At 70.8% G+C, this 15,200-nt stretch carries 11 protein-coding genes and 1 riboswitch; of the genes, 4 read left to right on the plus strand and 7 right to left on the minus strand.

All coding sequences use genetic code 11. The features are described 5' to 3' along the window. Window positions 1-59 precede the first annotated feature (59 nt). A riboswitch (TPP riboswitch) is annotated at window positions 60-162 on the plus strand. Window positions 163-223: 61 nt separating this feature from the next. Both EII35_RS07900 and EII35_RS07905 read left to right on the plus strand, forming a co-directional pair. After that, on the plus strand, window positions 224-850 hold the full coding sequence (locus EII35_RS07900; RefSeq protein ID WP_125227921.1) for an ECF transporter S component: 627 nt from the start codon (window positions 224-226) through the stop codon (window positions 848-850). Next, window positions 847-3,042, plus strand: coding sequence for an ATP-binding cassette domain-containing protein (locus EII35_RS07905; protein ID WP_125227922.1), 2,196 nt, complete (start codon window positions 847-849; stop codon window positions 3,040-3,042). Before EII35_RS07900 ends, EII35_RS07905 begins: the two co-directional genes overlap by 4 nt. An 18-nt stretch (window positions 3,043-3,060) precedes the next feature. Here EII35_RS07905 and EII35_RS07910 read toward each other — a convergent pair whose 3' ends face one another. The 7 genes from EII35_RS07910 to EII35_RS07940 all read right to left on the minus strand — a co-directional run bounded on the left by EII35_RS07910 (window position 3,061) and on the right by EII35_RS07940 (window position 10,436). Further along, window positions 3,061-5,625 carry a LysM peptidoglycan-binding domain-containing protein gene (locus EII35_RS07910; RefSeq protein ID WP_125227923.1) on the minus strand — a complete coding sequence of 855 codons (2,565 nt, stop codon included), beginning with the start codon at window positions 5,623-5,625 and terminating at the stop codon, window positions 3,061-3,063. A 23-nt stretch (window positions 5,626-5,648) separates the two neighbouring features. Next, window positions 5,649-5,828, minus strand: coding sequence for a hypothetical protein (locus tag EII35_RS07915; protein ID WP_125227924.1), 180 nt, complete (start codon window positions 5,826-5,828; stop codon window positions 5,649-5,651). A gap of 82 nt (window positions 5,829-5,910) precedes the next feature. Further along, window positions 5,911-6,798 carry a hypothetical protein gene (locus EII35_RS07920; RefSeq protein WP_125227925.1) on the minus strand — a complete coding sequence of 296 codons (888 nt, stop codon included), beginning with the start codon at window positions 6,796-6,798 and terminating at the stop codon, window positions 5,911-5,913. Continuing rightward, window positions 6,795-7,646, minus strand: a complete 852-nt coding sequence (locus EII35_RS07925; protein WP_125227926.1) for a type II secretion system F family protein — start codon at window positions 7,644-7,646, stop codon at window positions 6,795-6,797. Before EII35_RS07925 ends, EII35_RS07920 begins: the two co-directional genes overlap by 4 nt. Next, window positions 7,634-9,076, minus strand: a complete 1,443-nt coding sequence (locus tag EII35_RS07930) for a CpaF family protein (RefSeq protein WP_125227927.1) — start codon at window positions 9,074-9,076, stop codon at window positions 7,634-7,636. Before EII35_RS07930 ends, EII35_RS07925 begins: the two co-directional genes overlap by 13 nt. Then, window positions 9,061-9,840, minus strand: coding sequence for a P-loop NTPase family protein (locus EII35_RS07935; RefSeq protein WP_125227928.1), 780 nt, complete (start codon window positions 9,838-9,840; stop codon window positions 9,061-9,063). The genes EII35_RS07930 and EII35_RS07935 overlap by 16 nt, the downstream gene beginning before the upstream one ends. Continuing rightward, window positions 9,840-10,436: an SAF domain-containing protein gene (locus EII35_RS07940; protein WP_125227929.1), complete on the minus strand. Its 597-nt coding sequence runs from the start codon at window positions 10,434-10,436 to the stop codon at window positions 9,840-9,842. The genes EII35_RS07935 and EII35_RS07940 overlap by 1 nt, the downstream gene beginning before the upstream one ends. Before the next feature lie 206 nt (window positions 10,437-10,642). Between EII35_RS07940 and ptsP the strand changes: the two genes are divergently transcribed. Further along, a complete protein-coding gene (ptsP, locus tag EII35_RS07945; RefSeq protein ID WP_221739706.1) occupies window positions 10,643-13,225 on the plus strand; it encodes a phosphoenolpyruvate--protein phosphotransferase in 2,583 nt (860 codons plus the stop codon). A gap of 10 nt (window positions 13,226-13,235) precedes the next feature. Continuing rightward, on the plus strand, window positions 13,236-15,065 hold the full coding sequence (locus EII35_RS07950) for a PTS transporter subunit EIIC (RefSeq protein ID WP_125227930.1): 1,830 nt from the start codon (window positions 13,236-13,238) through the stop codon (window positions 15,063-15,065). Window positions 15,066-15,200 lie beyond the last annotated feature (135 nt).

The raw sequence follows: 15,200 nt of genomic DNA on the forward strand, positions 1-15,200 counted from the left end.
GAACCTCCCGTCACATGGACGGACGGTTGACGTCTCCCACAACCCGCCGGATAGAGTTCCACCATCGACAGGGGAGCGCAGCAGCGCTGAGAGTGCGGGCCACCGCAGACCCTCGAACCTGACCCGGTTAGGACCGGCGTAGGGAGTCGGGAATCTCATGTCGGCGCGCCGTGCGCCGACGTCCCTGAGGCATCCGGGAGACCGGCCGACCACAGGAGTCATCATGACCACCACCACCAGCCACCCCCACGTGGCCACCGGAAGTCCTTGGAACTGGCGCTCCATCGACATCGTGACCCTCGCCATCCTCGGTGTCGCCCTCGGCGTCGCCTTCTGGGGCTGGGACACCTTCCTCTACCTGCCGATCGAGGCTGCGCTGAGCGCCTACCCGCCCGCGGCCAGTCTCACGCTCGGTGTGTGGCTGCTGCCCGCCATCATCGGCGGACTCGTGGTTCGGCGGCCAGGGGCGGCCCTGTTCTGCGAGCTCGTCGCCGCCGTCGTCGAGGCGCTCCTCGGCAACGAGTGGGGACTCAACGTGCTCGTCTCCGGTTTCCTGCAGGGGCTGGGGGTCGAGATCGCCATGGCGATCCTGCTGTGGCGCAACTGGCGGCTCGTCATGGCTGTCCTGGGAGGCCTGCTGGCCGCCGTCCTCGAACTCGTGCTGTGGGAGTGGTGGGTCTACCAGAAGGAGTTCAGCTGGTCCCAGCGTTTCGTCGCGCTCGGCTGCGCCCTCCTCTCCGGCGCCCTGGTTGCCGGGATCGGCGGCTGGGCGTTGGTGAAGGCCTTGGCACGAACCGGGGCCCTGGATGCGTTCCCACCCGGACGGGAACGGCTCGCCGAGTCCGCATGACGCCCACCCTCGATCCGGTCCCGCTGCGGGCCGACAACCTCACGTGGCAGCCCCTCGGGGCACGCCACCCGGTGCTCGAGGGGCTGAACCTCGCGATCGGGGCGGGAGAGCGGGTGCTGCTCGCCGGGGTCAGCGGGGCGGGGAAGTCGACCCTGCTGCGGGCCTTCGCCGGGGTCCTTGCGGAGCACACCCCCGGCGACCTGGGCGGGGACGTCCTCGTCGATGGCACCCCGGCCCGCAGCGGACGTCCCGACGTGGGGCTGGTGCAGCAGCAGCCGCACGACTCGGTGGTGGCGGAGACCGTGGGACGCGACGTCGCCTTCGGCCCGGAGAACCTGGGACTCGAACCGGACTCGATCCGGCAACGGGTCAGCGAATCCCTCGCGCTCGTGGGTTTCCCCCACGGGGAGCGGCACAGCACCGCCGCACTGTCCGGTGGACAGGCCCAGCGGTTGGCGCTCGCCGGCGTGTTGGCCCTGCGCCCCGGGGTCCTCCTCCTCGATGAGCCGGCGGCCATGCTCGACGCCGACGCGGGGCGGCAGATCCGCGAGGCGGTCCGGCAGGTCGTGGGGCTGACCGGTGCCACCCTCGTCGTCGCTGACCACGACATCGCCGGCTGGGTCGGGATCGTGGAGCGGATCGTGGTCCTCGACGAAGGGCGGGTCAGGTTCGACGGCTCCCTGACGGAGGTCGTCGGCAACCATGCGGCGGAGCTGCTGGAGCTGGGGCTGTGGGTGCCCGGGGCGCCGGACCCGGAACCCCACCTCGTTGCCCTGCCCGATTCCACCCCGTTGCGGCTCGCCGCCCACGATCTGCGGGTGGCCAGACGTCCCGCCCTCAGCTTCCGGACCACTGAGCGGCCCGGCCACCTGGTCCTGGACGGTCAGGGAATCACCCTCAATGCCGGCGAGTTCGTGGCGCTGCGCGGCGACAGCGGTTCCGGCAAGACCACCCTCATCCAGACGTTGCTCGGCCTGCTCACCCCGGAATCGGGGCGGGTGAGCGTCGAGGGCCTCCCCGAGGGCCCCGCCGAGTGGAGTTCCATGGAGCTGGCCTCCCGAATGGCCTGGGTGCCGCAGTTCCCGGAGGCCCTCGCGGTGGGGGAGACGGTGCTGGGCTCCTTGGTGGCGACAGCCGGTGTCCTCGGACGCGACACCGAGGAGACGGAGGCCCTGGGCAAGGGACTCCTCGAGGCCCTCGGGCTGGGCGACAAGGCCCGACGTCATCCGCTCAGCCTGTCCGGCGGGGAACAGCGACGGCTCGCCGTGGCCAGCGCGGTGCTCCACGCCCCCTCCCTCATCCTCGTCGACGAACCCACAGTCGGGCTGGATCGTCATGCCTGGTCGGCCGTGACGGGGCTGCTCCTCTCGGCCGTCGCCTCCGGTGCGGGGGTCCTCGCGGCCACCCACGACGAGGCGTTGACCCGCCGGGCCGACCGTGAGGTCCGGCTGACCGCGCAGCCGCAATCCCCACCGACCGCGCCGCCCAAGCCGAGGCCGGGTGCGGCCCGCCGTGCCGGGCCGTTGTCGCTGCTCGCGAGCGTGGTCCTCATCACGGTGCTCGGCCTGACCGGCTCAGGGATCGCCCCGCTCGCGGCGGGCTGGGCGGCCATGTTCCTCATCGGCGGGGCCCTCGTGGGGTTCCGGTTCCACCTGCTGCGCCTGCTGCCCGCCGTCATCGCGGTGCTGTCCGTGGCGTGGTCGAACTGGATCCTCGCGTCACCACCGAGCATCCTCCCCGCCGTCGAGGCGGCTCTCCGCATCGGCCTCGTCGTCATCCCCGGCGTGGTGGCGGCGAGTCTCATCGACCCGACGGCCCTGGGCGATCACCTCGGACGGCGGCTACGACTTCCCGCCCGCCCCGTGCTCGCCCTCACCGCTGCCCTGAGACGTCTCGACGAGTTCGCCGCCGTCTGGCAGGAACTGGAACAGGCCCGCCGGGTCCGCGGCCTCGGACCCCGTCGGGGGCTCGTCAGCCGGGGCAGGCACTGGGCCCGCCTGTGCTTCGCCCTGCTGGTGGAGTCGCTGCGGCGGGCCGGGCGACTCGCCATCGCCATGGACGCGCGAGGCTACTCGGCACCCGGGCCCCGCACCTGGCTGGGTGAGGCCCCGTGGACACGGACCGACACCCTCATCGTGCTGTGCGGCCTGGTGATCGGGGCCGTCCCGCACCTGGTCAACGCCCTCATCTGAGGGCGACCCCTCGGCGATTCAGCGGGAGGCCGTCAGGCACTGGCTCAGGGCCCGTTGGATGATCCTGACGGTGACATCCGTGAGATCCCTCCCCTCGGCCCGGGCCGCCCTTGTCAGGGCGAGGACCTCCTGGTCCACGGCGGCCCGATCCCCCTGGCTGGCCCGCAGCAGGATCCTCCGCGCCGCCAGCGCCTCACTCGTCGGGGAGGCCAGTGCCCCCTGCCCCAGCGCCCACTCCGCCCCATCGAGGTCACCCCGGGCGAGGCAGCGTTCCGACAGCACCACCGCGGCGTCGACGATCGTGGCCACCATGTCGCACCGCAGGGGCTCCGCCCACAGCCACTGGAACTCGAAACCGCCCAACGGGGCCCCACGCACCAGGGCCAGGGCCTCGGTGAGGGAGGCCTCCGTGGCCCGGTTCACCCCACCGGCGACGAGGGCCTGGAACTGCTCCCAGTCACTGGAGACGCTCGACGCGAGCTGCACCCTTCCTGAGTAGGCGTCGGGCAGGTGCTCCCCGGCCGCGGAACGACCGAGCCAGCCGCGGAGCCGGGACACGACGGAACGTCTGGTGCCCTCCGCGATCATGAGCCCCTCCCGCATCTGGGTCGGCGTCGATCCAGGATGGGTGAGCAGCCAGGCACAGGCCTCGAGGCACCGACCGACACTGCGCTGGGGGGTTTCGCCGTCGCAGGCGACCAGTTGGGCCTCCCCCAGAAGGAGCAGGGTTGGGGAAGACGGTGTCGGGGGCATCCTCAGCTCCTCCGAGACAGGGCTGCTGCGCAGCTGGGTGATGGGTTCCTCCCGCCACCACGGGGCAGGCTCGGATCCTGCATCCCCGGTGGTCGAGAACAGGGCGACGAGGGCACGACGTGCGGGCGCCCGCAACAGCTGGGGACTCAGCTCGACGCCGTCGTCGAGGCGGGCCCGTTCCGCGGAGAGCAGGGTCAGGAGGCGCCCCGTGACGGCATCCGTCCCAACCGGTGCGACCACGGAGACCCCCGCGCAGCCGCGGGCCAGCAGTGAGGAGACCCTGGCGTGCTCCGCCGGGGTCAACGACCTGCAGAACAGGTAGACGGTCGGGGCGAAACCCGGGGCACGATCCGGATCCCTGCGGGCCTGCGTGACAGGCTCGCCCGCGAGGGCAGTCAACCGACGTTGCACCAGGTCCTCGAGATGCACCAGCGCGACGTCGATGTCGGGAAGTGCCGTCAGCCGCGGGTCATCGACCGCAGGTGCCCAGGACTCCCTGGCCGCCACCAGGACGATCTCCGTCTCCCGGGACCAGCCCGCGCACAGCAGACTGGTGAGGAGGGCCGCCGTCATCCCTGACACCTCCTCCTCACCCCCCGCCAACCACAGGGCACCGGGCTCGAGTTCCAACCAGACCTCCGCCAGGTCCCCCCGCCACCCCAAGAGCACGTGGGTGGGGCTGAGCGCCTGCTCCGGGGGTGAGGCGCCCTGCCCCAGCAGACCGAGCGCTGCCCAGTGGCGTGACAGTTCCTCGGGCGGGGTGGGGATGCGCCGCCCGACCGTGCGCTGCGTCAGCCCGAGGCGGCGACGCCCGATGAGGGCCGTGGCGACCCCGGCGGCCAGGAGTGCGCCCACCGGGCCGAGGACCTCCACCGCGGCCGAGGGTGCGGCCTCGGGGGTCTCCGCAGGGGCGGACCGGATGGCATCCGGGGCCTCAGGCTCCCGGTGTGCGGGAGGTGCCTGTGGGGGTGACGGTGAAGGGGGCGGGACCTCGGGGGGTTCGGGGGCCGCCCCCTCGGGCGGGGTGGGGGCAGGCTGGTCGGGGGCCTGCGGCGCGCCCTCGCCGGGCAGCGTGAGGCGCCAACCGATGTCGATCTCGTCCGGGTTGTCGACGAGGTCCCGATTCGCCTCGTGGAGCTCCGGCCAGCGGGCCGGGTCACCGAGATGCTCCTCGGCGAGGTCCCACAGGGTGTCGCCCTCCTCGACGGTGATGCTGGCCGGCAGCAGGAGGATCTCTCCCGCCACGAGTTCGGCGTGCGGATCGAGCCCAGGGTTCGCAGCCACGATCTCGCGCCAGCGTTCGCCGCCGCCCAGTTCCCTGGCCGCGATGTCCCACAGCTCGTCCCCGGGCCGCACCTCGTACTGGTTCCACCGCGCGGCCAGGGCGGAGCGGTCGTCCGGGACCGATGGCTCCGGGAGCCGGTGGGGGGTCGTTCCCTCCGGCACGGGACCGGGAACCGCGGACACGATCGGGACGACGGGCGGTGCCGCGTGGGCGGTCATCACCGGGGCCAGCGCGGCGGCCACCAGGAAGGACACCATCGGCGTGAGCCACGAGGTGCCGGGCAGCCGCAGGCGGATCCGGTCGCGGGAGAGCTGCGCGGCGAGCTCCGCGACGACACTCCACGCGAGCACCGACCACGCCCCCCAGGCGACGAGGGTCAGCAGCGCCAGGGTGAGTGTCCCGTCGTCCGGCCGGAACCAGCCCCCGGAGAGCACGGACCACGACAGCCCTGCTGTGCTCCCCCAGTGGAGCAGGAGCCAGGGGACCCCCACGAGGATCACGGCCAGCAGCGTCGCCGCGGCGAGCGCCACCGTCAGGCGTTTCAACGCAGTTCCCTCCCCCCGTGAGGTCACTTGGGCAGGTTCGCCTGCACGAAGGCGGTGATGGCGGTGACCACAAGGGTGGCGATGACAACCGCCCCGGCCAACAGGATCGCGTTCTCGGTGGACTGCGACAGCCCACGCTCGTCACGTCGAGGACGCGGGAACCACGCGTACACCTGCCGGAGGATCAGGTCGATGGGGATCATGGTGCTTCCTTTCACTGTCATCATGGGCAACCGGTTGCCACGTCGTTCTCTTTCCACAGCTCTCTTTGCACAGGTCCTGTCCTCACCGCCCCACGAGGGCGAGCAGGGGAGGGGCGATGAAGGCCAGACCCAGCGCCAGGGCGGGCAGGGTCATCCAGATCGTCAACGCCTCCGTGTCCCGCTGCGCCTCGGTCTGCAACCGCGCGTTGTGGCCCTCCCGGAGTTCCGAAACCCGCGCCAACAACGTCTCGGCGAGGGCCGCCCCCTGCTCCTCCAACCTCATGATGTCGGCGAAGTCCCCCAGCTCTGGAAGGTCCCACTCCTCCGCGATGCCCTCCAGCTCCCGCCACGGCGACGACTGCTCCAGACGCGCCCGCTCCAGCCCTCGGGCGATGCGGCGGAACAGTGGGGCGGAGGCCAGATCCGCCGCGTTGGCCGCGGCCTGGGAAGCGGAGGCGTTGGCCAGCCGCTCGAGGACGACCAGGTCGAAGAAGGTGTACAGGGACTCCGCCGTGGCACGGTCCGTCTCCCGAGCCCCGCGGCCCAGCCGGAGATCAGCCGTGAAGTAGCCCGCCACCGCCAGCACCGGGGCGAGCACCATGGGTGCCGGGTGGGGCGACATCCCGAGAGCCGCCTGGACCGCCACCCAGACCACGGGCAGCACCAGACCGGTCACGGCGAGGACGAGCTTCTCCGTGAAGAAGTCCTCCACACTCCTGCCGCAGCGCAGCAACAGCCGTTCCTGGGCCGAGGTCAGGGGCAGTCGCAGCACCCGCCGGAACCAGCCGCCGGCCGCCTCCAGGCCACGAGGTGGTGGGGAGGCATCGGCGGGGGAGCGGGCCGAGGACTCGGAGAGCCCCGCCAACGCCCGGTGGAGCGCGACGGGGCGCCGCATGGCCCCCAGCGCTGCGAGGAACACACCACCGGCGATCATCATCCCGATCAGGATCGCCCAGGCCAGCGTCGTCACGTCGCACCTCCGAGGAAACGCATCCCCCGGCGGGGCCGCATCCGATGCCGCAGGATCAGGAGCGAACCCACGTAGAGGACGGTGATCCCGAGGGCGAGCGCCTGACCGAGCGGGGTACTGAACGGGGCGAAGTAGCCGGGGGACAGGATCACCATCGCGCCCAGGATCACCAGCGTGATCGCCACGACCTGGCGCACGACGGCCAACGGCTTGGCCCGTTCCGTCGCGAGCAGCCGGGCGTCGCGGAGCCGCTGCCTCGTGTTGTCGGTCAGCGCGTCCAACAGGGCCCGGGAACCGGTGCCGCCGCGATCCGAGGCCATGGCCAGGGCCGTGAGCGGGCCGTCGGCCTCGGCGGAGTCGATGTCGTCGGCCATCGCGAGCAGGGCATCCCGGGTGGTCCAGCCGAGATCGATGCGCTGCACCAGCCGATCCAGTGGCACCAGGAGCCGCTCCGGCGCCTGACGCGCTGTGCTGAGGATGGCGTCACGCACCGACTTGCCGGTTCCGATGGAGGGACCGAGGAGCCGTAGCCAGCGGTCGAGAGCCGTCAGGTCGTCCACCTCGTCGTTGGGTGGGGCCGTCAGGGCGAACGGTATCCCGACTGCGACGGCCGGAATGGCCAGGGCCAGGATGGGCCACCCCGTGAGGATCGCCGCCGCCACCCCCGCGACGAGGACGGCGAGGATCCAGACCCGCCAGGCGCGGCCCAGCCGCGACCACAGTCTCGCCATCCCCCCTCGGGATCGTCGGGGGTGCCGGGGAGCGTCGTGGCCGCGCCACCCCATCACCACGAGCCACACCCCGCCCGTCACCAGGATCCCGCAGCCGGCGGCCGTCAACGTTCCCACGACGGCCTCGCGAAACGGGAGAGCTCCTGGGCGAACCGGGCCTCCGGGGTGAAGGAGGCGGGAGGGCCACTCGTGTAGACGAGATGGGTGCTGGGGCGACCCGCCTCGACGGCCCCCGTCAGGTGACGGATCTCGCTGACGAACCGTCTGCGCAGCCCGCCGCGCCAGGTCTCGTCCTCCAACCGGACGTGGACGATGAGGTCGATGTGGTGGGCGATCTGGTGGAGGGCCTCCTCGATGCCGAGCACACCGCCCTGCGCCACCCGTGCCGCCAATCGGTCGATGGTCGAGGCGGCCGAGTGTGAGTGCGTCGTCGAGAGGGTGCCCGCACCCGAGACCATGGCCTCCATCATCGCCCCGGCCTCGGCGCCGCGGACCTCCCCGACGACCAACCGGGACAGGTTCTGACGCAGTGCCTCCGGGATGAGGTCGGCGACGCTCCAGTCCCCGACACGCCTGCCACCGACCTGCTCGCCCATTCCGGATCGTGCCTGCAGGGCCAGCATGTTCCGCCGGTTGGGCTGGAGATGGGTCAGCAACTCGAAATCCGTCTCGAGGGTCCCGAAGCGTTCATGCTCGGGGATCTCGGCGATGAGGGCCCGCAGCAGGGTCGTCTTCCCGGCTCCCTGATCCCCTGAGATGACGATGGAGCGGCGGGCAAGGACGGCGCGCGACAGCAGGTGCGCCACCTCCAGCGGCATCATGCCGCGCTGGGCGAGGTCGTGGAGGGTCACGGAGGTGAGGGTGTGTTGACGGATGATGACGCTCGGGCGATGACTCAGCCCGAAACCGATGGCATGGAGTCGGAACTGACTGCCCAGGGCCAGGGTCATCGTGGGGTGCGCGTCGTCGAAGGGGCGTGGTGGGGTGGCGGTCTCCCCGAGGAAGCGCACGATCTCGATGAGTTCCTCGTCGGAGTCGGCGACGGGAGGATGGGCCACTCGGCGACCGTCGGGGTACTGGACCACGACACTGTCCCACCCGGAGATCTCGATGTTCTCCGCCTCGGGGATGGACAGCACCGGGGTGAGGCGGCCGTAACCGAAGATCGCGTCGGCGATGGCCTCGGCGTACCGGTCCTCCAGTTCGAGCGGCCACAGCGCAGCCCCCTGGCGGCCGAGCTGCTCCACGTGCGCGCGGACCACGGCCCGCACGATGGAGCGTCCCTGGACGCGTCGGTCCTCCTCGGGCATGGGGGTGCCGTGCTGTTGCAGCCAGTCCTCCCGGGCCTCGGTGATCTGTTCGACGGCCTGGCGTCGGAGTGCCACCACGAGTTTCCACTCCACCTCGTGGACGGTGGAGGCGGGCAGGTCCCGGCGTGGGGCCTGCTGCCAGGGCTGCGGGCCGGGGTCCCCGAGACCCGCGAGGGCCCCGGAGAGGGTGGGGAGGTCTGCGATGGGTCCTGGCACGGGGCTCACCGCCTGCCCCATTCGGGGATCACGTTGCAGGCCCGACGCAACGTCTGACGGAGGTCGGCGAGCCCCCGCATGAGGCGGGAGGTCTGGAAGTTCCGGGGCGCGGGTTCGCCGTCGCTCAGCACCGCCGCCTCGCGAGGACTCCACGGCACCGGCGCCACGGGGACCCGGAACTCCGCCTCCACCTCGCTCGCCAGGTAGGGTCGGCCCGGGCCGACGAGGCCGAGCAACATCCGTCTGCGTCCGGGGGTGCGCTCCACGGCCTCCCCGACGCGGGGCAGGTACAGCCGCGACGCCGCCAGGGAACGCAGCGAGCTCCGGGCGACGAACAGCACGAGGTCGGCTGCGGCCATGAGATCGGGTGGCAGACCGTCAGGCCCCACCCGTCCCGCATCGACGACGACGGCGGTCCCGGTCTCCCCGAGCCAGCGGAAGCCGTCCGCCAGGGCCGACCAGACGGGCTCGAAGGAGTGCACGGCCTCCGGACGGTTGAACCCGGGCAGGAACCGGGCCTGGGGAGCCAGGGTCGGGGCCAACGGAAGGGAGAGGGAGGCCAGTTGGGGGCCGAGCTGCGGGACCTGCCGGTGCGCGAGCGCCACCGCCGCCAGGCCCGTGTTGCCCAACGAGCCGCCCTGGAGGTACCCAGCGGGGATGGCCTGCGCCGGATCGCGGTCACAGTCGACCAGCAGCACGGGAGTGCCCCAGGTCAGGGCGAGGCCGAGCGCCGTCGTCGTGGTGCCGGGGGCGCCGGGAGCGCCCGTGACGAGGATGATGGACATCACCGGATCCCGACCACGTAGAGGACCAGTTGTTCCTGGGCGGACAGGGAGGCGACGGCGGATGCCTTCTCCACGGGGAGGGCGACGTCGATGAGGCGGGTCGTGTGGTCGTCGAGCAGCCGCGGCGCGGTCACGACGATGGCGTCGACCGCGGTTCCGTCGACGAGGCTCACCAGTTGCACCGCCTGGCCGGGGACGATCTCCCGGGCCGGGATCCGTCCCGGCCCCAGGGACAGTCCGACGATGGCGGACCCCTCCGGCAGGGGGTCCATGCCGAGGAGTCGCTGGGACGGGAACGCGTCCGTGGGGAGATCGAAGCCCGCGGTCCTGCCGACGAGGGAGTCCAGTTCCGTCGAGGGGATGTGGTTCGGCATCCCGGGTGGGGCCTCGGCGATCTTGAGGTCCTCGGCCCGGATCACCTGCCCCCGCGTGACGTCCCTGGCCATCGCCACCGCGGGGCGCGTCTGATGGGTGGAGTTGTGGAGGGCGGCCGCCCCGAGGCCACCGAGGGTGACGCACAGCAGACCCGCAGCGATGAGGCGGGGGTGCCTCCTGCGCCCCGCTCGGGTGGTCACTTTCGCCACTGGCTCCGACAATGCTGTCTCCTCCCTGGGTGGCAGCACCGTAGGGGCCCGGGAAACGGGGCACGCGGGTCCGCCCCATAATTGGCCAAACGACTGACACGGCCCCAACCGTGAATCGCGATTTGCTTGACTTTGGATGGGTATTCGTATGCTTGCGATCGCACTAATCTGGTGGGAATCGCCAAGCACTGTTGCTTCGCTCGGAAAGGAAAGCCGCCGTGAGTGCAGTTCCAGCCAGCAGGCCGGTCCTCGTGGCCCCGATGACCGGTGTCATGGTGCGTCTCGAGGATGTCCCCGACCCGGTCTTCGCCCAACGGATGGTGGGGGACGGATTCTCCATCGATCCCCTTGAGGGGAGGCTCGTCTCCCCGGTGGCGGGGGAGGTCGCGAGCGTCCAACCCTCCCGCCACGCCCTGACCGTCCGCAGTGACGACGGGCTGGAGGTGCTCATGCACATCGGTCTCGACACCGTCCAGCTCGGCGGGGACGGCTTCACGACGCGGGTGAGTGCGGGGGAACGCGTGGAGGTGGGGCAACTCCTCATCGAGTTCGATCTGGACGAGGTCGGACGACGTGCCAAGTCCCTCCTGACCCAGGTGGTGGTGAGCAACGTCGAGGCGATCTCCTCGATCACCCCGGTGACGGGGATCGTCACCGCGGGTGAGTCCACCGCCGCTGAGGTCGACCTGGCGGAACCCGCTGCCGACGGTGCGCAGCCGGTCACCGGCGCGCAGGCCTCGTCGGATGCCGTCCTCGTGCCGAACCCGACGGGGCTGCATGCCCGCCCCACGGCCACCCTCGTCGCGTTGGCCAAGAAGTACCGCTCCGACATCCGGCTGCGCCGGGGCGACGACTCGGCCAACGCCAAGTCGATCGTCGCCATCATGGGGCTCGCCGTGGCCTGTGGCCAGAAGGTCGTCGTCACCGCGCATGGGCCCGACGCGGCCGAGGCCGTGGAGGAGCTGGCGCAGGCCATCCAGGAAGGACTGGGTGAGGACTGCCCGACGCTGCCGAGCGGTGGGATCATCGGCAGCGACGACACCACCGCGATGCCTGCCATCACCGAACCCGTCGTCGACGTGGGTCCGCGGTCCGGGGACTGGAACCTCCTGCTCGGGGCCTCGGCGTCCCCCGGGCTCGGGATCGGCCAGGTCGTCCAGTGGCGTCACGAGGACATCCGGGTCGAGGAGCAGGCCGAGGACCGACACAAGGAACGGCGTCGGCTCAACACCGCCATCGACCGGGCACTGCTTGACCTGTCCGCACTGGAACGGCGACTCGCCGACGAGGCCTCGACCGAGCGGGCCGAGATCTTCGCGGCCCATCAGGAGATCCTCCAGGACCCGGAACTTCTTGATCTCGCCGCATCCGGCATCGACAAGGGCAAATCCGCCGCTTTCGCATGGCGGGCCGCGTTCACGACCCTTGCGGATCAGCTGGCCGGGTTGAGCAATGAGGTGCTCGCGGGGCGGGCGAACGACGTGCGCGACGTCGGCAGCCGGGTCCTCGAGGAACTGACGGGTCAACGGTCCCAGCGGCCGGAACTCCCTGAGAACACGATCCTCATCGCTGAGGACCTCACCCCCTCCGACACGGCGCAGCTCGACCGGAGCCGTGTCGTCGGATTCGCGACGACGGGAGGCGGGGCCTCGAGCCACGTCGCCATCATCGCGAGATCGTTGGACATCCCGGCCGTGGCGGGCATCGAGGGACGTGCCCTGGAGATCGCCGACGGCGTGCCGGTCGTCCTCGATGGTTCGAAGGGTACGTTGCGCACGGGGGTCAGCGACGACGAGATGGCCCGGTTGCGAGAGCGGCAGGCCCGCATGGCTGAGCGCAGGGCCGTCGAGGAGGCCGCGAAGGATGACCCCGCCATCACCACGGACGGCCACCGGGTGGCGGTCGTCGCGAACATCGGTGGGGTCGATGATGCCGTCGCCGCGATGGGCAAGGGGGCCGAGGGAGTGGGCCTGCTGCGCTCCGAGTTCGTCTTCATGGGGCGCGGCACGGCGCCGAGCGAGGAGGAACAGGCCCAGGTGTACGGCGAGTGCGGCCGAGCCCTGCGCCCCGGGCAACCACTGGTCATCCGTACCCTCGACGTCGGTGGGGACAAGCCGCTGGCCTACCTGCCGCTCCCGGCGGAGGAGAACCCGTTCCTCGGTGTGCGGGGGGTGCGCGTCGGCCTCGAGCAGCCTGCACTGCTGCGTGCCCAGATCAGGGCGATCCTCGCTGCGGCCGGCAGCGGTCCGAAGCTGCACGTCATGTTCCCCATGATCGCAACCCTGGAGGATTGGCGCAGGGCCAAGGGGATCTTCGACGAGGAGCGCGCCGACATGTCCCTGTCCGGGGAGGTCAGCCTCGGCATCATGATGGAGGTTCCCTCCGTCGCGGTCATGGCGGAGCAGTTCGCGGCCGAGGAGGGTTGTGACTTCTTCAGTGTCGGGACCAACGACCTCACCAGTTACACCTTGGCGATGGACCGGGGTCACCCGAAGCTGGCCCCTCAGGTGGATCCGTGCAACCCCGCCGTCCTGACCCTCATCGGGCGTGCGGCCGAGGCTCTCCATGCCCGTGGCAAGTGGCTCGGTGTGTGTGGTGGTGTCGCCTCGGACCCCCAGGCCGTACCGATCCTCGTCGGACTCGGGGTGGATGAGCTGAGCTGTTCAATCCCGGCGATTCCTGCCGTGAAGGCCGCTGTCCGGTCCTGGGATCTCGCGACGTGCCGCGACCTGGCCCGCAGGGCCATCGCCTGCGGCACGGCCGCCGAGGTCCGCGCACTGGTTCCCGTCGACGAGTACTGAGGAAGTTGACATGAGCACTGCATCTGAGATCGTCGCCGCCGTCGGCGGCCCCGCCAACATCAGGTCGTTGACCCACTGCGCCACGCGGCTGCGGTTCGAGCTCAACGACGCCAGCACGGTGGACCAGGCCCAGGTCGAGTCCATCAAGGGCGTGATGGGTGCCGTTCCCCAGGCCGGGGATCGGTTCCAGGTCATCATCGGCGGCGCCGTGAGCACCGTCTTCCAGGAGATCAACTCCCTACCCGAGATGGCCGATCGCCAACCCATGAGCGACGCCGATGTCAAGGCGGCGGCCCGGTCCAAGGCCCGTGGCAAGGTGGCCTGGCTGGACGCCTTCTTCGAGTACCTGTCCGACAGCTTCCGACCGCTGTTGGGCGTCCTGCTGGGCGCCTCCCTCATCCTGGCCGCGGCAGCCGTCCTCGACGCCTTCGGGGTCTTCGACTTCCAGTCCGACTCCAAGGCTGCGCCCTGGGTCTTCCTCGACGCCATGTGGCGGGGCGTGTTCTACTTCCTGCCCATCGCGGTGGCCTACAACGCCGCGAAGAAGCTCGATGTGGATCCCTGGCTGGGTGCCGTCATCATGGGCTCCCTCATGACACCGGAGTTCGTGCGGCTCGGGTCCAAGATCTACACCGAGACCACCAAGGGCTCCGGGATGTTCACTGAGGCGTTGCGGTACCTGGAGACGACCTGCACGAAGAACGTCACCCTCGACAAGGAGTTCTGCACCGTCGACATCTTCGGGTTGCCGCTGCAGCTCAATGACTACGGCGGCCAGGTGTTCGTCCCCCTGCTCATGGTCGCGCTGCTGGCCGTGGTGTACCGGGTGCTGAAGCGGATCTTCCCCGAGAACGTGCAGATGGTCTTCGTGCCATTCTTCGCGATGATCATCATGATCCCCATCACCGCGTTCCTCCTCGGTCCTGTGGGCGTGTGGGCGGGCAACGCCATCGGTGGTGGCCTGGCCTGGCTCAACCACCATGCCCCGATCATCTTCGCGATCATCATCCCGCTGGTGTACCCCTTCCTGGTGCCGCTCGGGCTCCACTGGCCGCTCAACGCGCTGATGCTGCTCAACCTGGACAACCTCGGGTACGACTTCATCCAGGGCCCCATGGGTACGTGGAACTTCGCCTGCTTCGGCGCGACGGCCGGGGTGCTCTTCCTGTCCATCCGGGACCGCGACGCGGCGATGAAGCAGACGGCCACGGGTGCGCTGGCGGCGGGTCTCTTCGGCGGCATCTCCGAGCCGAGCCTCTACGGCATCCACCTGCGTTACAAGCGGATCTATCCGCGCATGCTCGTCGGCTGTCTGGTCGGCGGCGTCACCATCGGTACCCTCAGCATGCTCTTCCCGTCGCCCGACGGGATCAGTGGCGTGACGACGGGTGCGTTCGCCTTCACGTCGCTGTTCACCATTCCGGTGTTCAAGCCGATGTGGGTGTACGCCGTGTCCATCGCGGCGGCCTTCATCGTCGCCATGGTTCTGGTCATCATCTCGGACTACCGCACCCCCGAGCAGAAGGCCGCCGCCCGCAGGGCCGCCGAGCCGGCCGGGGCGGAACCGCGGGTCATCGTGGTGAGCGACGTCGAGACCAACCAGGCCCGCCAGTGGGTGGCCGCCCTGGGTGGCGAGGGCAATGTCACGTCGGTCGAGCCCATCGCCGAGACCCGGATCCGGGTGGAGGTCGTCGATGATTCCCTCGTGGATCGCGAGGCCCTGTCCCGTGCCGGGCTGGTCGGTCTGGTCCAGGTCGGTGACCGCACCTGGCACCTGGTCGCCGGGCTCGAGGCCGCCCAGTTCGCCGAGGGCATGAGACGGCGACTCGCGTCGGTGTGATCGCGGTGCCCGGCTCCCGGGGATGGCCTCGGGAGCCGGGCATCTCCGCGTCCATATCTGGATCCGGCTCACGAAGGGGGGCCGGACGTTGTAGTGTGCAGGCGGAGTGTTCGGTTCTGCAGGGGCATGGGTCCG

Source organism: Arachnia propionica (assembly GCF_003932785.1).
In the GTDB taxonomy this organism is placed as follows: Bacteria; Actinomycetota; Actinomycetes; order Propionibacteriales; family Propionibacteriaceae; genus Arachnia; species Arachnia propionica_B.

Bases quoted from the DNA above. Each gene is read 5' to 3' on its own strand.
- EII35_RS07900 (WP_125227921.1), top strand. From the start codon at position 224: ATGACCACCACCACCAGCCACCCCCACGTGGCCACCGGAAGTCCTTGG.
- EII35_RS07905 (WP_125227922.1), top strand. From the start codon at position 847: ATGACGCCCACCCTCGATCCGGTCCCGCTGCGGGCCGACAACCTCACG.
- EII35_RS07915 (WP_125227924.1), bottom strand. From the start codon at position 5,828: ATGATCCCCATCGACCTGATCCTCCGGCAGGTGTACGCGTGGTTCCCG.
- EII35_RS07930 (WP_125227927.1), bottom strand. From the start codon at position 9,076: ATGGGGCAGGCGGTGAGCCCCGTGCCAGGACCCATCGCAGACCTCCCC.
- EII35_RS07935 (WP_125227928.1), bottom strand. From the start codon at position 9,840: ATGTCCATCATCCTCGTCACGGGCGCTCCCGGCGCCCCCGGCACCACG.
- EII35_RS07950 (WP_125227930.1), top strand. From the start codon at position 13,236: ATGAGCACTGCATCTGAGATCGTCGCCGCCGTCGGCGGCCCCGCCAAC.